The 17,501-nt window shown below is 71.9% G+C and carries 15 protein-coding genes and 1 pseudogene; 6 read left to right on the top strand and 10 right to left on the bottom strand.

The genetic code is table 11. The features are described 5' to 3' along the window. From J7E91_RS34620 to J7E91_RS34610, 3 genes are read right to left on the bottom strand one after another with little or no spacing between them, the layout of a single operon-like run. Nucleotides 1-1,167, bottom strand: coding sequence for an STM4014 family protein (locus J7E91_RS34620; RefSeq protein WP_214911267.1), 1,167 nt, complete (start codon nt 1,165-1,167; stop codon nt 1-3). After that, entirely contained in the window at nt 1,148-2,119 is a 972-nt protein-coding gene (locus tag J7E91_RS34615; RefSeq protein WP_214911265.1) for an STM4015 family protein, read from the bottom strand. The genes J7E91_RS34620 and J7E91_RS34615 overlap by 20 nt, the downstream gene beginning before the upstream one ends. Nucleotides 2,120-2,126: 7 nt before the next feature. Then, the gene (locus J7E91_RS34610; RefSeq protein WP_214911263.1) at nt 2,127-3,080 is read right to left on the bottom strand and encodes an STM4015 family protein; all 954 of its coding nucleotides are present in this window, start codon (nt 3,078-3,080) and stop codon (nt 2,127-2,129) included. A gap of 174 nt (nt 3,081-3,254) precedes the next feature. Here J7E91_RS34610 and J7E91_RS34605 point away from each other — a divergent pair, with 174 nt between their 5' ends. Further along, nucleotides 3,255-3,581: a hypothetical protein gene (locus J7E91_RS34605; protein WP_214911261.1), complete on the top strand. Its 327-nt coding sequence runs from the start codon at nt 3,255-3,257 to the stop codon at nt 3,579-3,581. 72 nt (nt 3,582-3,653) lie between these two features. Beyond that, a complete protein-coding gene (locus J7E91_RS34600) occupies nt 3,654-4,655 on the top strand; it encodes a DUF6745 domain-containing protein (RefSeq protein ID WP_214911259.1) in 1,002 nt (333 codons plus the stop codon). Nucleotides 4,656-4,673: 18 nt separating this feature from the next. On the opposite strand, the gene J7E91_RS34595 is transcribed toward J7E91_RS34600, so the two are convergent. Both J7E91_RS34595 and J7E91_RS34590 read right to left on the bottom strand, forming a co-directional pair. Then, a complete protein-coding gene (locus J7E91_RS34595) occupies nt 4,674-5,588 on the bottom strand; it encodes a carbohydrate kinase family protein (RefSeq protein WP_308377562.1) in 915 nt (304 codons plus the stop codon). Between the two features lie 71 nt (nt 5,589-5,659). After that, nucleotides 5,660-6,280 carry a TetR/AcrR family transcriptional regulator gene (locus J7E91_RS34590; RefSeq protein WP_214911257.1) on the bottom strand — a complete coding sequence of 207 codons (621 nt, stop codon included), beginning with the start codon at nt 6,278-6,280 and terminating at the stop codon, nt 5,660-5,662. A 189-nt stretch (nt 6,281-6,469) separates the two neighbouring features. Here J7E91_RS34590 and J7E91_RS34585 point away from each other — a divergent pair, with 189 nt between their 5' ends. Genes J7E91_RS34585 through J7E91_RS34580 form a run of 3 tightly spaced genes read left to right on the top strand, consistent with a single transcriptional unit; the run spans nt 6,470 to nt 8,640 of the window. Beyond that, complete coding sequence (locus J7E91_RS34585; RefSeq protein ID WP_308377561.1) at nt 6,470-7,585, top strand: APC family permease; 1,116 nt, start codon at nt 6,470-6,472, stop codon at nt 7,583-7,585. Continuing rightward, nucleotides 7,582-8,040, top strand: coding sequence for a hypothetical protein (locus J7E91_RS36605; protein WP_308377560.1), 459 nt, complete (start codon nt 7,582-7,584; stop codon nt 8,038-8,040). Before J7E91_RS34585 ends, J7E91_RS36605 begins: the two co-directional genes overlap by 4 nt. A 24-nt stretch (nt 8,041-8,064) precedes the next feature. Beyond that, on the top strand, nt 8,065-8,640 hold the full coding sequence (locus tag J7E91_RS34580) for a hypothetical protein (RefSeq protein WP_214911255.1): 576 nt from the start codon (nt 8,065-8,067) through the stop codon (nt 8,638-8,640). 283 nt (nt 8,641-8,923) lie between these two features. On the opposite strand, the pseudogene J7E91_RS34570 reads toward J7E91_RS34580, so the two are convergent. From J7E91_RS34570 to J7E91_RS34550, 5 genes and pseudogenes are all read right to left on the bottom strand, one after another. Continuing rightward, a pseudogene (locus J7E91_RS34570) lies at nt 8,924-9,739 on the bottom strand (SDR family oxidoreductase). After that, nucleotides 9,736-11,904 carry an acetate--CoA ligase family protein gene (locus J7E91_RS34565; RefSeq protein WP_308377559.1) on the bottom strand — a complete coding sequence of 723 codons (2,169 nt, stop codon included), beginning with the start codon at nt 11,902-11,904 and terminating at the stop codon, nt 9,736-9,738. The pseudogene J7E91_RS34570 and the gene J7E91_RS34565 overlap by 4 nt, the downstream one beginning before the upstream one ends. Next, entirely contained in the window at nt 11,901-13,079 is a 1,179-nt protein-coding gene (locus J7E91_RS34560) for a Glu/Leu/Phe/Val dehydrogenase dimerization domain-containing protein (protein WP_214911251.1), read from the bottom strand. The genes J7E91_RS34565 and J7E91_RS34560 overlap by 4 nt, the downstream gene beginning before the upstream one ends. Then, nucleotides 13,076-14,686, bottom strand: a complete 1,611-nt coding sequence (locus J7E91_RS34555; protein ID WP_214911248.1) for a thiamine pyrophosphate-dependent enzyme — start codon at nt 14,684-14,686, stop codon at nt 13,076-13,078. Before J7E91_RS34555 ends, J7E91_RS34560 begins: the two co-directional genes overlap by 4 nt. Next, entirely contained in the window at nt 14,683-15,612 is a 930-nt protein-coding gene (locus J7E91_RS34550; RefSeq protein WP_251016704.1) for an acyl-CoA dehydrogenase family protein, read from the bottom strand. Before J7E91_RS34550 ends, J7E91_RS34555 begins: the two co-directional genes overlap by 4 nt. A gap of 274 nt (nt 15,613-15,886) precedes the next feature. On the opposite strand from J7E91_RS34550, the gene J7E91_RS34545 reads away from it, so the two are divergent. After that, a complete protein-coding gene (locus J7E91_RS34545) occupies nt 15,887-17,089 on the top strand; it encodes an MBL fold metallo-hydrolase (RefSeq protein ID WP_214911246.1) in 1,203 nt (400 codons plus the stop codon). The last annotated feature ends 412 nt before the right edge of the window (nt 17,090-17,501 follow it).

Genomic DNA, 17,501 nt, shown 5'->3' with positions numbered 1-17,501 from the left:
TCAGGTGATCGCATGGTGGTTCCTTGTCGTGCGCGGTACGGCGTGCTGTGCGGCGGCGACCTGCGCCGCGTAGGTGTCCAGGCCCTCGGCGCCGCTGCCGGGCAGGCCGGTGAGGCGCGGCAGCAGATCGCCGAACGCGTTGACCTCGCAGACGGCGAAGCGGCGCCAGCCGACGGCGGGCAGCAGGTCGACGCCCACGCAGAGGGTGCGGGGGAAGCAGGCGGCGGCCCGCTCGCACACCTCCACGGCCTCGTCCCAGCCGCCGCCCGCCGCGGCCATGGCGGCGCGGGCGTCGTCCAGGTTCCCGCGCGCGCCGCCGAGGTGGAGGTTGGTCATGGGGGAGCGGCTGGTGCGTACGACGGCGTGCGTCGCCCTGCCGCCGACCACGACCACCCGCAGGTCGGCGGCCCGGCCCCGCTGCGCGGCCTTGGGCAGCCAGCGCTCGATGTGGAGTCCGTCCTGTGCGAGCGCGTCCACGATGGCCGCGACCTCGCCCTCGGTCGTACAGCGGCGTACCCGCAGGGAGTTGAAGAGCCGGCCGCCGGGGTCGCGCTCCACGGACGTGGTGGCCCGTACGCGGCCGGGGCCCGCCATTTCGACGGCCAGCACGCCGGAGGCCGACGAGCCGTGCGCCAGCTTGACGAAGGCACGTGGCATACGGTGCGTGCGCAGCAGATCCCGTACGTCGTCCCAGCCGCGTACGACCGGTCCCGTGGCGCCCGAGGTGGGCGAAGCCGGAACGGGAACTCCCGCCTTGTGCAGGACGGCATGGCACAGCCGCTTGTCGAACAGCACCGCCAGCTCGTCGGGGTCGTCGAGCAGCGTGCAGCCCGCGGCCGCCCGGCCCACTTCCCGTACGGCCGCCGTGAACCGCTCGTACCAGAGCGCCGAGCCCTCCACGCGGGTGCCGTCGCCGGCACCCCGCAGCAGCCGTTCGACCTCCGGGTCCTCACCGGGCGAGTCGATCCGTACGGTCTCGCCCGGACGGAACGAGGCGGCCCGGCCGCTGAGCACGTCCAGCCAGGGGACAACCCGTGCGGCGGGCAGCCCGGCGGCGGCCACGGCGTCCTGGAACAGCGCGACGCGGCGGTTGGCGGGGTTGCCGACGACCGCGAAGCGCGGCTGGGCGCCGCAGGCGCTGTTCGCTCTACTCGTCGACGGCGACATAGCGGGGTTCGTCGTCCTCGGGGTCCCAGTAGTCGGGACCGTCGAGGTTCAGCCGCACGCCGTGCGGTTCGAGCGCTTCGCGTATGCGCTGCTGGATGGGTTCGGTGATGTAGTGGTGGTGCAGGTCCAGTTCGGTGAGGTGGGTGAGCGGCTGGCCGTCGAGCAGGGCCTGCGCTCCGGTGTCGCTGAGGGTGCCCATGGAGAGGGCCAGCGAGTCCAGTTGGGCGACGACCGGCGCGGCTGCCACGGCCGCCGCGATCTCGTCCTGGATCTCGCTGTTCTGCACGCCCAGGTGGCGCAGGCGCGGAAGGGCGCCGCCGGACAGCAGGGGCGCGAGGTCGGCGACTGTCGCGTCGCCTCCGTAATGCGTGACGCCCAGCCACAGCTCCAGGCGCTCCAGGGCGGGCAGGCGGGAGGCGGCCACGGCCCGGACGACGGAGCCGGGCAGGCCGCCCGATTCGAAGCGCAGCGTCTTCAGCGCGTTGTGGCGGACCGGCCGCAGGGAAAGCTTTTCCATGTCGGTGAGCGACTCGCCGCACCCGCGCACCGTCAGCTCCTCAAGCCGCGGAAACGCTTCGAGGCACGGGGTGATGTCGGTCATCTCCAGCCACGACAGCTCGCACTCCTCGCTGATGACGTCGGCGAGGAAGAGGCCGCGCAGCGCGGGGAAACGGTCCGCGTCCGCGAGAATCCGGTCGAGGACGGGGCGCAGGTGCTCGTAATCACCGTGCCACCAGGGGCCGATCAGCAGCGCGCGCACCTGTGTGGAATCGACGCAGTCGAGGAAACGGGGCCACAGTTCGGCGAACGGATTGTCCTCGTTCCACAGACAGTCGAGGCGCCAGGCCACGGAGTCGGCGGGTGGCAGGGGCGGTGCCTGCGAGGTGCCGGGCTCGGGCAGGGTGAAGACGGGCAGCCCGTGGAAGGTTTCGGGGTGTTCGATGTCGGTCATGGCCGGGTCACTCCGCCACAGCCGTGTAGCGGCCCTCGGCGCCGCGGTTGTCCCACGGTTCCAGCCGGTCCGACAGGTCGACACTCACGCCCTGGGGCTCCAGGGCCCCGGCCACCCGCTGCTCCATTTCCTGGGAGAGGAAGTGGTGGTGCAGGTCGAGGTGTTCGAGGTGGGTGAGCGGCTGACCTTCCAGAAGCGCTGCCGCGCCCTCGTCGCCGAGGGTGCCGTTCGACAGGTCGAGGGTGTGCAGCCGGGCGACGACGGGAGCCGACGCGACGGCCGCGGCGATCTCGTTCTGGATCTCGCTGTTGCGCAGGCCGAGATGGCGCAGTCCGGGGAAACGGGTGCCGGAGAGAAGTGGGGCGAGGTCGGCGATCTCGGTGTCGCCGCCGTACTCGGAGACGCCCAGCCACAGGTCCAGATGGTCCAGCGAGGGCAGCTCGCTCTCGGTGATGCCGCGCACGACCGCCGCAGGCAGACCGCCGGACTCGAAGACGAGGGAGCGCAGCCGATCGTGCCGCGCAGGCGGAAAGCGCAGGCCCTGACCGCCGCGCACGCCCAATTCCAGCAGACGGGGGAACGCGCTGAGCAGGCCCGTGACGTCGGACTGCTCGATCCAGGAGATCTCGGCCTGCTCCTGGGACACGTCACCGACGAATATGGCCTCCAGGGAGGTGAGCCGGTCGGCCGCGGCGATGACCAGGTTGATGGGGTAACTGGAGTCCGCGTCGTAGGACTCGCCCCACTGGCCGATGATCAGCGCACGTACCCGCGCGGGATCGACGGCCTCCAGGAACTCGTCGAACCTCTCGCCCCAGGGCCCGTCCTCGTCCGCGTACGGGTCGACGGAGACGCGCCATGCCGCGGCGTCCGCAGCCGGCAGCGGCGAGGCGGAGTCGTCGGGACGGAAGTCGACGGCCGGGAGGCCGAGCAGTTCCTGCAGATGGTCCACACCGGACATGGCCCTGGTCTCCTGACACTGTGCGAGCGACTGACGTGCGAAAGGTTTATCAAGCGGCACTGACAATCCCGCGAGTGGGTTCCTTTTCGCAGGTCAGGCCCGATTGTCAGACCCGGGCCGTAGCGTTTTCGACGTGGTCGGCACAGGGTGTGCGGCCTGGGAGGGGAGACAGCCATGTACCGGCAAGGGGACGTACTCATCGTGCCGTTGGACGAGTCGGCGGTGCCGGCGCACCTGGCGGACGCCCCGGGGGAACGGCGGGACGCGCGGGGCCGGCTGGTTCTGGCGCTGGGCGAAGTCACGGGGCACGCGCACGCGGTGCAGGGGCCCGGCAGGCTGCTGCGGGAGGCGGGCCCGCTCGATCCGATGCTGCTCCATCTGCCCGACGGCGGGCGGGTCGTGCACGAGGAGCACGCGCCGATACCGCTGCCCAAGGGCTGGTACCGGGTGGTGCGCCAGCGCGAGTACGTACCGGGCGCGGTCCGCATCGTCGCCGACTGACCGGCCGCCCGGCGCTCGAAGCGGCACGCGGCACACAGACCACGGATCAGGGATCAGAGGGCAGGGAATTCGATGCAGCATGTGAACACTTGGCGGGCCGTCGCGGTGGCGACCGGCGCGGCGGACCGCGCGGCCGCGGAGGACGGTGTGCGGCTCGTCTACCGCACAGCCGGTCTCGCGGAGCCGGAGCGGATCATCTGGGCAGCCTCGCCCAAGGCGGCCGTCGAGACCGTCGAAAGGCTCTCCGGTGAGGGACGGTCGGTGCGCGACGAGGTACGCACCGGGCCGTGGGCCGAGGAACGACGGCGCCTGCACGACGAGTTGGGGCCGACGGGCTGGGCGGCGCTGTGGTCCGCCACCGGAGCCCAGTTGTGGGACACCACCAGGGAACTGGCCGAGCGGATACGGGCGGGGGTCGTCGCCGAGCTCATGGAGCGGCCGGAGGACGAGGCCGACGTCCGGCTGGTTCTGCTCGACGCCGTCCTCGGCCAGCACGACGCCGCCTGGCTCGCGGCGTTCGACGGCCAGGGGGAGCGGCTCGCGGGGCTGGCGCAGGTGGCCAGGAACGCCGGCTGGTGGTGGCCGTACGAGAACGCCGTGGTGATCAGCGAACGGCCGGCGGAGCTCCACCGCGACGAGGCCGGACGGCTCGACCGGGGCGACGGACCCGCCCTGGCCTTTCCCGACGGCTTCGCGCTGTACGCCTGGCGCGGTATGCCCGTACCCGCGGCGTTCCTCGACGAGCTGACATCGCTGACACCCGCCCGCATCCGGGCCGAGGAGAACGCCGAGCTGCGGCGCGTGATGCTCGAGTACTACGGCTACGACCGCTATCTCACCGAGTCCGAGGCCCAGCCCGTGCACCGCGACGAGACCGGCGTCCTGTGGCGTATAGCCCTGCAGGGCGACGAGGACGTGGTGATGGTCGAGGTCGTCAACTCCACCCCCGAGCCCGACGGCACACACCGGACGTACTGGCTGCGTGTGCCGCCCTCGACGCGAACCGCGAAGGAAGGAGTGGCCTGGACGTTCGGGCTCGGCCAGGAGGCGTACGAACCGGTGCGCCAGACCTGAGCGTGGCCCACGCGCGTTCTAGGCGGAGAGCAGGGCCTCCGGTCCGATCAGGTCCGTGTTGCCCTCCGTCGTGCAGGCGTGGGCGCCTGCACGGGCGCCGAGGCGGGCGCATTCCTCCAGGTCCCGGCCGGTGAGGCGCCCGTACAGGAATCCGCTGACGTACGCGTCCCCGGCGCCGTTGGAGTCCACCACCGGGCCGGGCGGCACGGTCGCGGGAATCGGGCGCGGGGTGCGGCTGCCGTCCCGCGTCAGCAGGTACGAGCCGCCCGCGCCCGCCGTGGCCACCACGGCCTCGGCGCGGCCCTCCCGCAGGATGTCGCGCATCACGGCGGCAATCCGCTCACCGGCGCCGGCCGCGCTCAGGAACACCAGGTCGCAGCGCAGGGCGAACTCCCGGTGGTGATCGGCGAGTCCGTCCCAGTCGTGCAGATCGGTCGAGACGGGGATGTCCAGCTCCTCGATGTCGTCGAGCAGGTGCCGCGCGAAGTCCATGATGGACAGGTGGACATGCCCGCTCCGCCGCAGGTGGGGGAGGTAGAAGTCGCGGGGCATCCGCAGATCGCCGGGGTCGCGGGCGTCGTAGAAGGACATCCGGCGGCCCGTCGCGGTGTCGACGAGGTTCACCGCGCGTCGCGTGCCCGTCGGAGAGATCAGCGGCTCGAAGTCGACACCGCCCTTGGCGAGCCGCTCCCTGACCTGCCCGCCGATCCAGTCGTCGCCGATGAAGTCGAGGAATTTCACCTCCAGTCCAAGCGCCCGGCAGCCCAGCGCGACATTGCCGCCCGTGTGCCCCGGCCACTCGCGGATGGCCGGCACGCCGAACGAGTCGGCGAGCGGTACGGGCAGCGAATCGACGCGGACGACTGTGTCCACCCCGCTGCCGCCGATGACCAGGACGTCGTACACCGCGTGCTGAGACCGCTGTTCAGACACCGCAACCCCTTCCGGCTCCACTGGAGCACAGTATGGCTGGCACGGCGAGGCGACCCGGCCGGACCAGGGCTTCAACGTGCCGCAGCCGCCAGCTCCGCCCGGTCGATGCCCAGCTCGCGCGCGAGCGCTTCGTCCGTCCACTCCAGCATGGCGGTACGGGACAACGACCCCGCGTACGAGGTCATCTGGACGGCGAGGCCGTCCAGCAGGGCGGTCAGCCGCCAGGCCGCGGAAGCGGGGTCCTCGCACCGGAACTCACCGGCCTCCGCGCCCTCCGTGATGACCTCCGTCAGTGCCGCCTTCCACCGCTGATCGAGGTCACGCGCCACCTCGCGGAGTGCCGGCTCACGCAGCGAGGCCGCCCACCCCTCGATCCACAGCTTCCACCCCTTGGCCTGGCCGGTCGGCGCGTACCACCGGACCGCCGAGCGCAGCCTGCGGACCGCGGTGGTACGACGGCCGAGCAGCTTGCGCAGCTGGGCGAGATCGCCTTCAGCGGCGTATGCGAAGGCGGCCGCGACGAGCTTTTCCTTGGTCGAGAAGTGGTAGAGCACCAGCGCGTTGCTCACGGAGAGGGCCGAGGCGACATCGGCGATGCGCACGGCGCTCACGCCCCGGGCCTCGATCTGTTCGACTGCGGCGCGCAGCATTTCCTCGCGCCGTTCCTCCACGCTCAACCGGACTCTTGCCACGCGGTAACCCTACACACGGGCCACCTCGCCGGGCCGGTCACGCGGGCCGACGAGCCCTTGGCAGCGCGCTGTGGCGCGGGCCACAGTCGCCTCTACTGACTGGCCATTCAGTCAGTGTGAAGTGTGTCGCCCGTGTGAAGTGTGCCGCGCCTGTACGCATCCCCCCGTACCGCCGTAGGAGTCAGCCCCGTGACCCATGCACCTCCCTCCCGATCAGAAACGACAGCGGCATCAACAGCGGCCGTCGCCGACGCACCCGACCTCTCCGAGGGCTGGGGCGAACAGCGGGGCAGGCTCCATAAGGACTTGCGCCGCCTCGATGTCCTGTTCTTCCTCATATGTACGCTGGTCGGCCTCGACACCATCGGTTCGGTGGCGGCGCAGGGCCCCCAGGGCCTGACCTGGATGGCGATCCTCGCCGTCGCCTTCTTCCTCCCGTACGGGCTGCTCGTGGCCGAGCTCGGGTCCGCCTTCCCGGTGCAGGGCGGCCCGTACGTCTGGACGCGGCTCGCCTTCGGGCGGCTCACCGCCGGGATCAACCAGATCCTCTACTGGATCTCCAACCCGGTGTGGGTGGGCGGCAGCCTGTGCATCATCGCCCTCACCACCTGGGAAGAGTTCTTCACCCCGCTCCCCGGCGGCTGGAAGTACGCGGCCGGACTCGTCTTCATCTGGGGCGGGGCGCTCGCCGTCGTACAGTCCGTACGCATCGGCAAGTGGGTGCCGATTGCCGGCGCGATCGCCCGGATCGTCCTGCTCGGCTTCTTCCTCGTCTCCGTCGTCGTCTTCGCCGTCGCACACGGCGTACACACCCTGCCGGCCGGTGAGTTCGCCCCCACTTACGTCGGCTTCGTCGCCCTCGTCCCCGTCCTGATCTTCAACTTCGTCGGCTTCGAACTCCCCAGCTCCGCCGCCGAGGAGATGAAGAACCCCCGCCGCGACATCCCCCTGTCCATCCTCCGCTCCGGCCTCGCCTCGCTCGTCCTGTACGGCGGCCCGATCCTCGGCATCCTCTTCGTTCTCCCCAGCCAGGACATCGGCAGCCTCGGCGGCTTCATCGACGCCTGCAAGGCCGTCTTCACCGTCTACGGAGGTTCGATCGCCGCCGACGGTACGGTCACCCTCACCGGCGCGGGCTCCGTGTTCGGCGGGATCGCCGCGGCCGGACTCATCATCGGGCTGCTGACCAGCGGCGTCACCTGGGCCATGGGCGCCCACCGGGCGCAGGCCGTGGCCTGCGCCGACGGAGCGGCCCGGCCTGGCTCGGCGCGATCTCCGAGAAGCACGGCACGCCGGTACGGGTGAACCTGCTGTCCGCCGTCCTCGCGTCCCTCCTCTTCGTCGTCGCGCTCAATCTGTCCGGTGGCGACGGCGAGAAGTACTTCGCGGCCGGGCTCGGCCTGACGATCTGCACCACCTTCATCTCGTACGTCATCACCTTCCCCCGCCTGGTCGTGCTGCGCCGCAAGTACCCGGACGTCACCCGTCCGTACGCCGTTCCGGGCGGCCGCGCCGGAGCGTGGTTCGTGACAGCGCTCGCGACCGGCTTCGTGGCCTTCACCGTCGTCGTACTGATCTGGCCGGGCTTCGGCGTCGGCTGGTTCGGCACCGAGGGGTCGGCCGCGGCCTCACTGCCCGAGGCGTTCGCGGGCGAACGCCTCCAGTACACGCTCAGCCAGGTCCTACCGCTGCTGCTGTTCCTGGTGACCGGTCTCGTCTTCTACGCACTGGGTGCGAAGACGCGGCGCGCCAAGGGGTGAGCACCACGGGATAGCGTGCGGCGCATGGGCGATGCGTACGTATGGGTGGCCGATCTCGACGCCCGGCCGGAGGAAGCCGCCGTGCTCGCCGGCCGGGTCATGGACTGGTTGGAGCACCGTGGCATCGTCCAGGGCGAGCTGACGAACTGCCTGCCCGGCGACGAGCTCGGCAGGGCGCCGGGACCGCACGCCGCGCGCGCCGTCACCGAGGACGAGGTGGCGTCGGGCGCGGCGTGCGGCGTCGGCATGGAGATCGAACGCCGTGTGTACCTGTGCGCGGACCTCTGGACGGCGACGTGCCCGGCGTGCGGCGCGACGACCGAGCCGGCCGACCGGGGGCCCGACATGTGGACGCGCGCGTGGGCCCCGCTGCTCGACGACCTGTACGCCTGGTTCGGGGGTACGGGGCCGGGCAGCGGGGCCTGTGTGCGGTGCGGTGAGCGGTCCGGGTTTCCCGCCTGGACGATCGATCCGCCGGTCGCGGTGGCGCACTTGGGGCTGGTGCTGTGGAACTGGCCCCTGCTGGCGGAGCCGTTCCTGGGGGAGCTCTCGGCGGTGCTGGGCGGCCACCGGCTGGTGACGGCCAGAACCACCGTCTGACGCCGTGCGGCGTCGGCGTCCCTGCGGGGCTGTTCCCCACCCCGCCCCTTCCCGAACCGGGGGCAAGCCCCCAGACCCCCGGACGCCCTGCGGGCGTGTCCTCAAACGCCGGACGGGCTGGATGGCTGCCGCAGCACTTGCCCCTGCCCGGCCCACTCCAGCCCGTCCGGCGCTTGAGGACCGGGGTCTGGGGCGGAGCCCCAGTTCGGGAAGGGGCGGGTCGGGGAAAGCCCGCCGCAGGCGCCCCCGCACCCCCGCGTCCCGCGCTAACCGCGTCCCCGCGCTACCGCGCCGTCGGCGTCGGCGTCGCCCCCCCGTACACCTGCTTGCCGAGCCACTGTCCGCCGTCCACCGTCAGGCACTCGCCCGTCAGGTACGACGCCCGGTCGCTCAGCAGGAACAGCGACGCGTCCGCGATCTCCGCCGGGTCCGCGAAGCGGGCGGCCGGAACGGTCGCGAGTACCTCGGCCCGCGCCTCGTCCGTGGCTCACAGCGCGGCGCCCGCGCCCGCCGTTTCCGTCGGCCCCGGCGCGACGCAGTTCAGCCGGATACCGAGCGGGGCGAGTTCGACCGCGAGCGTACGGGTCATGGCGAGGACCCCGGCCTTCGCGGCGGCCGAGTGGACCGTCCCCGGGTGGCCGTGCCAGGCGTACGTCGCGATCACAGAGAGCACCGAACCCCCGGTGCCCTGTTCGCGCAGCTGCCTGGCGACGGCGCGGGTGCAGTAGTACGAGCCGTTGAGGACGATGTCGACGACCGCGCGCCAGCCGTTCGGGCTGATGTCGATGCCGGGCGCGACGAAATTGCCCGCGGCGTTGTTGACCAGGCCGTCGAGCCGGCCGAAACGGTCCGTGGCCGCTGTCACGAGAGCGTCGACAGCCGCCGGGTCCCGTACGTCCGTCGGTACGGCGAGGGCCCGGCCCGCATGGCCCGCCGCCTGATCGATCAGGGCGACCGTCTCCTCCAGCTTCTGGGGCGTACGGCCCGCGACGACGACCCGGGCGTCCGCCGCCCCCAGCGCGAGGGCGATCGCACGGCCGATGCCGCTGCCGCCGCCGGTCACGACGTACGTACGACCCGCGAACCCGGAACCATTCATCGGAGCACTCCATGCGCATCGAGGGCGATCGCGCCGCCCGGGTGTACCAGCAGGGGATTCACTTCGAGCTCGGACAGCTCCGGATGCTCCGCGCTCGCCCGCGTCAGCGCGCACAGAGCGGCGGCGGCCGCGTCGAGATGTACCGGTGGCGCGCCGCGCCAGCCGGTCAGCAGCGGGGCGTGGCGCAGCGACAGCAGCGACTCGCGGGCGCGGTCCGGCGTGAGCGGTGCGAGGGCGACGGCCGTGTCGGCGAGCAGTTCGGCGGTGACTCCACCGATGCCGACCATGGCTACGGGGCCGAAGGCCGGGTCGTGCCGTACACCGGCGATGAGTTCGACGGCGTACGGGGGAGATGCCATCGCCTCCACGGCGTAGCGGGTGGCGCCGGTGGTGGACCGCATCCGCGCGAAGGCGGCGCGCAGGCGGTCCTCGTCGCCGACGCCCAGGGCCACGCCGCCCGCCTCCGTCTTGTGCGCCAGGCCCATCGCCTTGAGGACCAGCGGATAACCGGTGCGGTGTGCGGCTTCGGCTGCCTCCTCGGCGGTCGTCACGAAAGCGGCCGCCGGGAAGGTGAGGCCGTACGAGGCGAGCAGCTCCCGCACGCTCTCGTAGCCGCCGTCGGGAACGGCGAACGAGGCCGTCGGCGGCGACGCGGCGGGTGCCGCCACCACGCGGGCGCGCAGCCGGGCCGTGGAGGCGAGGGCGGTCGCGGCCTGCTCGATCCGCTCGTACACGGGCACGGCCTGCGCGCGCAGTACGGCGAGCGCGGGCGTGTCGCGCGCCATGGTGTGCACGACGAGCTGCCGCCCGGACTGCCGTGCCGCTGCCGCCAGTTCACGCGCGACCTCGCATTCGCGGTCCGCCTGGGCGGGGTTGGCGGTGGCGTAGTCGCCGAAGTACCCGGTGAGTACGACGGCGTCGGCGTCCCCGCCGAACAGCAACGTGCGTGCGATACGGGCGTAACTGCCCAGATCCGCCTCGCCGGCCCCCGCGAGATCGACGGGGTTGGCGCAGGCCGCACCTGGCGGCAGGTGAACGGTGACCTCGTGCGATGTGCCGACGGACAGCGCGGGAACGCAGAGCCCACGCGTCACCAACGCGTCTGCCGCAAGGGCCCCTTGCCCTCCACTGTCCCCCACGACGGCGACCCGCAGGGCACCACGCCGACGCGCGGCCGCGGACTCCCGGCCCGAGCCGGGCGGCGGCGCCCCGCCATGGGCGTGGCGCGGCAAGCCGGTTCCCGCAGACGGAAAGCCAGACGTTGCCCCCAGCAGACATATCGCTGTGTCGACCAGTTCGCCCGCCGTGTCCAGCAGCAGCGCCCCCGCGTCGCGGCACACCGCCTCCACCGTCGCGCGGGCGCTGACCAGGGCCCCCGTGTGGGACGCCGCCGCGCGGCCCGAGGCCTCGCTGCGGCCGACCGTCAGCAGGAGCACGGGTTTGCCCGCCGCGTGGGCCGCGGCCAGGGTGCGGGCCAGGTGGCGGCCGTCGCGGAAGTCCTCGACGTACGCGGCGACGATCCGCGTGGGGCCGTGCGCGATCAGCGCGTCCAGCGCGTCCGCCGCGTCGATGTCGCGCTGGTTGCCCAGCGACACGAAGCGCGAGAATCCCTGCCCGGCGCGCGCCAGGAGCCTGCCGATCTCCAGTGCCAGATTGCCGCTCTGCGATACGAGGCCCACCGCGCCGGCCGGGAAGTCGCCCCAGCTGAGGCGCAGCCCGCTCGTCGTGTCCACGACGCCCATGCAGTTCGGGCCGAGCAGCCGCGCCCCACCCGCCGTGACCAGGGCGGCGAGTTCGCGCTCCTCGTCCGCGCTCGTACCGCCCGACGTGATGACGGTGAAGCAGCGGGCCCCCGCCGCGAGACCCTGCACCACCAGAGGCCTGACCTGCTGCGGTGGTACGGCGACGACCACGTGCTCCGGCGGGTCCGGCAGGCCGTCCAGGCTGGGCAGGAAGCGTACGCCGTGCAGTTCGCCGCCGCGCCGGTTCACCAGGTGGACCGTACGGCGGTCACGTCCTTCGAGGGCTCCGGAGGCCAGCCAGTACCCCCACTTCTCCGGATTGCCGGAGGCGCCGACGACGGCGACGGACCTGGGGTCGAAGAGCGCGTCCAGGCCGCCGGGGTCGGTGAGGTCGAGGTGTTCGGTGTGTTCGGTGCGTGTCACCTGTACCACCCGAACCGTTCCGCGATCACCGGCAGCCGGTCGGCGACGATCGCGTGCGCCGCGGCGCGCGGCGTCGAGCCGTCCGCCTCCGCCCTCGCCAGCATCTGGTCGATCAGCGCGCGCATCGAACGCCGCGTGTACGCGAACGCCTCGTCCGCGTCGGCCCCGATGTCCCCGAACAGGGTCCACCACCACCAGGCGTTCGTACCGGAGTTGACGACCACGTCCGGCAGGACGGTCACCCCGCGCCGCGCCAGCAGCGCCTCCGCGTCCGCCAGCACCGGCATGTTCGCCGCCTCGACGATCCAGCGGGCGGTGATCCGCCCCTCGTTCGAGGCGTCGACGGCGTACGAGACGGCAGCCGGAACCAGCACCTCCGCCTCCGCGGACAGCCAGGCGTCACCCGGCAGTTCGAGGTCTCCCGGACGCAGCACGCCCCGGTCCACGGCTCCGTACGCGTCACGCGCGCCGAGCAGCGCTTCGACGTCCAGGCCCTTTGGATTGGCGACGGTGCCCTTCACATCGGCCACGGCGACGATCCTCAGCCCCGCGCGGGAAAGGAAGCGTGCGGTCGCACCGCCCATGGTGCCCAGGCCCTGTACGGAAACACGTGTCCCCTCGTGCGCGACCCCCGCGCGGTCGAGCGCCGCGAGCACCGACTCGGCGACCCCGCAGCCGCCGACCAGCTCGTCGAGCCCGATGCCGTCGACCTCGACGGCGAACGCGTCGGCGAGCCGCTGCCGCGCCGCCACCTCGTCGTCCAGCAGCGGATAGACGGCCTGAATGGACGAGAGAAGACCGGCCTCGGCCGCCGCCTTGTCGACGATGTCCTGGGTCAGGCCGAGATCCTCGCCGGTGGTCCAGAAGTTCTCGATGTGCGGACGCATCGCGCGCAGGTAGCGCACCAGAATGCCGTACGCCTCAGGGTCCTGCGGGTCGCAGTCGATGCCGCCCTTGGCCCCGCCGAGCGGTATGTAACGGCCCTCCGCGTTGTAGTGGAGTGCCTCCTTCATCGTCATGCCACGCGCCAGGCCGGCGACCTCGTCGAGCGTGCAGCCCTCGCGCATGCGCAGACCGCCGCTGGACACACCGCGCACGAGCCGGTCGACGACCAGGAAGCCCCGGCGCCCTGTGACGTGATCGGTCCAGGTCTGCGAGATCAGGGGGGCGTTCATACGGTGCTCTCCTCGGGAACGGTGATGACAGTGGGGCCGGGGGTGTTCAGCGCCCGCGCCAGCGCCTCGGCGAGGGCGCCCGGGGAATCGGCGTGCGTCCCCGCGCCGCCGTACGCCCGGCACAGTGCGGGCAGGTCGACGCGTGGCAGGTCGACGGCGGTCGGGGTGTCGCCGCGCGCGTTCATCTCGTCGCGGATCTCGCCGTATCCGCCGTTGTCGAACACGACGACGGGGAGCGGCAGTCCGACCTGTGTCGCGGTCGCCAGTTCCTGCACGGTGAACTGCAGCCCTCCGTCGCCGCTGAGCGCCACGACCTGCCGTCCGGGGTACGCCGACTTCGCGCCGATGGCGGCGGGCAGGGCGTATCCGAGCGTGCCGAACCCGGTCGGATGGAGGTAGCGGCCGCGCGGGCCGACGGGCAGGTGCGGGAGCGCACCGTAGTAACAGCACTGGGCGCTGTCCGAGGTGATCACGGCGTCCTCGTCCAGTACGCCGCGGATCGCGCGCAGATACGGGATCCACCGGGCGTCCCGCTCCGCCGTCTCCGCGTCCCGCTCACCGCGCAGCGCCACGACGCCGTCAGGACCGTTCCCGAGCGCGACCGTGTCACCGCGCGACTCGCTCCTCTGTCCGGCGACAGCCTCGCGCAGCGCCCTGAGCGCGTCGCGCGCGTCGCCGACCAGCGCGACGTCCGCGGGCAGTCCGGCGTACATCTGCGCCGGGTCCACATCCACTCTGATCAGCGTGCCGGCGAGGGCCGGCGGCGCCGACCACAGGTCCGACTCGGCGAGCTCGGTCCCGACGGCCAGGACGACGTCGCAGTCCGTCAGCGCCTTCTGTACGGACGGGCTGTGCAGCGAGACACCGAGCGAGAGCGGATGGGACTCGTCGACGATCCCCTTGCCGTTGGCCGTGGTGACGACCCACGCGCCGAGTTCCCCGGCGAGGGCTCCGCACTCCGCCGCCGCGCCCCGGGCGCCGCCGCCGAGCACCAGCGCGGGCCGACGGGCCGCCAGCAGGGCCGCGGCGGCTTCCCGGACGGGCTCCGCGCCGGGCCGCCGCCCGGCGGACGGCGGTGCGAGACGTACACTGCCCACCCGCTCCGCGGCCTCCAGAAGGTCCAGCGGTACCTCGATGTGTACGGGGCGGGGGCGTTCGGTGCGAAAGAGCGTGAAGGCCCGCGCCACCGCCGCGCCGGTCTCCTCCACGGTCGACACCCGGTGGCTGAAGGCGGCGACCCCGCGCAACGCCTCCGTCTGGCTGCGCATTTCGTGCAGCATGCCGGTCGGCTGCCGGGGGTGGCGCAGCGGCATCCCCGGCGAGACGATCAGCAGCGGCACGCTGTCGGAGTACGCCTGCCCTGCCGCCGCCGCGATGTTGAGAAGGGCGGGCCCGGTGGTGGTGACGGCGATGCCGGGGCGGCCGGTGACCCTGGCGTAGGCGTCGGCGGCGTACCCCGCGCCCTGCTCATGACGGGGCGTCACATGCGTGATGCCGTACGGTCCCAGATGCCGGTAGATCTCCAGGTTGTGGGTGCCGGGGATGCCGAACGCCGTGCGGGCGCCGTGCGCGGCCAGCGCCCTGACGAGGGCTTCGCCGCCGGTCATCGCCAGGTCATCAGCCGGGCCTGCTCGACGCGCGTACGCATGTCGGCGAGCCGGAACGCCACCGCCTGGTGCTCGATGATGGGCTTGCCGAACTGCTGCCGGGTCTTCGCGTAGTCGCGGGCGTATTCGTACGCCGCCCTGGCGACGCCCGTCGTGGCCGCGCCCAGCACGGCGCGCGAGATGTCGAACGTACGCATCAGGCCGCTGAATCCCCGGCCCTCGGCACCGAGGCGGTCGGCCTCGGGCACGAAGGCGTCGGAGAAGAAGATCTCGCGGCAGACGATGGCGCGCTGCCCCATCTTGCGCATCGGCTCACCGAACACCACCCCCGGCGTGTCCTTGCGGAACAGGAAGGCCGTCACGCCGCGCGAACGGAGGGACGGGTCGGTCTTGGCGAAGACGACGTACTGCTCGGCCTCTCCGGCGTTGGAGATCCACGACTTCTGGCCGTTGATGCGGTATCCGCCGGTGGTGCGGGTCGCCGTCGTGACGATGGAGGCGGCGTCGGAGCCCGAACCGGGTTCGGTGGTCGCCAGGGACGTCATGGGAGTGTCGGGCCCGGTGAGCGGGGTCAGCCATTCCCGTTTCTGCTCGGGGCTGCCCAGCTCCATCAGGGGGTCGGCGAAGAAGCCGTTCGAGCAGAGCAGGTTCCCGATGCCCAGGTCACCGACGCACAGTTCCTCCTGGACGAGGCACTGGGTGAAGACATCGGTGAAACCGCCGCCCCCGTACTCCTCCGGGAGCATGAACCCGGTGATGCCGACCTTGGCGGCCTTGCGCCACAGGTCCCAGGGCGTCTCGATGTCCGCCTCGTCCACGGCGCGTGCCCGGGGCCTGATCTCCTCACGCGCGAAGGTGCGGGTGAGTTCGACGATGTCGCGCTGCTCCGCGCTGAGCGGAACGAGTTCGGTGGGGAGGTCGGACATGGGTGCCTCCAGGCACGACGACGATGTCTCAACGGCGGATTAACTGAACCGCCAGTCAGTATCTGGACCCGGAAGCGCACCTGTCAACGAGATCTGTTATTGAACCGTCGATCAGTTCAAGCCATGCTCCGCGACCGCTCCGCGCCCGGTTCCGTACGACGTCCCGCACGACGCCCCGTACCGCTCGGCGTACCCCGTCCCGCAACGGTCCCGTCCCCGCGCTGTCGTACCCGGCGCCCATAATGGGCAAAGACGCTGAGCCCCTGGAGGTCCTGTGACCGGCGCTGACGCCCTGCTACCGCTGCGCTCCCGGCTGCGCTCGCTGCGGACCGCCCCCTTCGGCGCGGACCCGGCAGGGGAGCGGATGGAGCGCATCCGCCGCTCGCCGAACTTCGCCGACGGGGTCTTCCAGAACCCGGTGGGCGCGCGGACGCGGCCCTCGGGGTCGGCGCTCGAACTGATGAAGGTCTACTTCCGCAAGGAGGAGCGGCGCCACAGAGCGCCGGCCGGCCCCGTGCCGCTGCACGCCACGACCCTCGCCGACCTGGCCGCACCACCCGCCACAGGACTGCGCCTCACCTGGATGGGCCATTCGAGCGTGTTCGCCGAGATCGACGGGCGGCGCGTGCTCTTCGACCCGGTGTGGGGCGAGCGCTGCTCCCCCTTCTCCTTCGTCGGCCCCAAGCGGCTGCACCCCGTCCCGGCCCCACTGGCGTCGCTGGGCCCGCTCGACGTGGTCGTCATCTCCCACGATCACTACGACCACCTCGACATGCCCACGATCCGCGCGCTCGCCGGCACCCGCACGGCCTTCGCGGTGCCGCTCGGCGTCGGAGCCCACCTGGAGCGCTGGGGCGTACCCGCCGAGAGGGTGCACGAGCTGGACTGGAACGAGTCGGTGAAGATCGCCGGCCTCAGCCTGACCGCGGCCCCGGCCCGCCACTTCTGCGGCCGCGGCCTGCGTAATCAGCAGCACACCCTCTGGGCGTCCTGGGCGGTCGCGGGACCGGAGCACCGGGTCTACCACAGCGGCGACACCGGCTACTTCGAAGGCTTCAGGGACATCGGCGCCGAGCACGGCCCGTTCGACGCGACCATGATCCAGATCGGTGCGTACAGCGAGTACTGGCCCGACATCCACATGACGCCGACGGAAGGCGTTCAAGCCCACCTCGATCTGCAGGGCTCCAAGCCGCACGGTGTGCTGCTGCCCATCCACTGGGGGACGTTCAACCTGGCGCCGCACGCGTGGGCGGAGCCTGGGGAGTGGACGAGGGACGCCGCGCGGGAGGCAGCGCAGGCGACTGCGTTTCCCCGGCCCGGCGAGCCCTTCGAGCCTGCCGGTGTTCTCCCCGTTGATCCCTGGTGGCGGGCGGTATGCCGGCCTCTTGCCCATCCCTGGCGCGTCCGGAAGGCGGCGACCGCCGCTCCGGAAGCGGCTCCCCGAGGCGATCTCGACCTCGCCGGCGAGCGGTGACGCCGGGCTGTTCCTCGGCTTTCGCCGCACGGCGCAACCTGTGCCTCATTGGCATCAACGTGTATTCGCCAGGGTGCGCCACCCTTCCCATCAGGGGTTTTATGCAGCAGGTTTTGGGTTGCAGCCCTGCAAAGCGTTCAGGGCGATCGGTGGGAGGTATTCGCATGACGGCTTTATGGTGCGGTGTGCGTTTCGGGTACTCGGCGCTGTCGGTGACCCCCCGGGGACGACTACTGAGACATTATCTGTCGGAAAATCTTCGGCGATTCTTATGTTGGCTTTCGTTTCCCTTGCAGACGATTGCCGACATATATCGGAGAGATGAAGGCGCGAAATTCGGCACGAGCGCAGCAATTAATCTGATTCCGTCGGCGCTGCTTCATGATGAATACCGGACAGGGTTCAGGGCCTC

This window comes from Streptomyces sp. ISL-99, assembly GCF_018614005.1.
In the GTDB taxonomy this organism is placed as follows: domain Bacteria; phylum Actinomycetota; class Actinomycetes; order Streptomycetales; family Streptomycetaceae; genus Streptomyces; species Streptomyces flavidovirens.
Note: the sequence above shows the minus strand (reverse complement) of the source record. Positions and strands in the feature narration are given on the sequence as shown.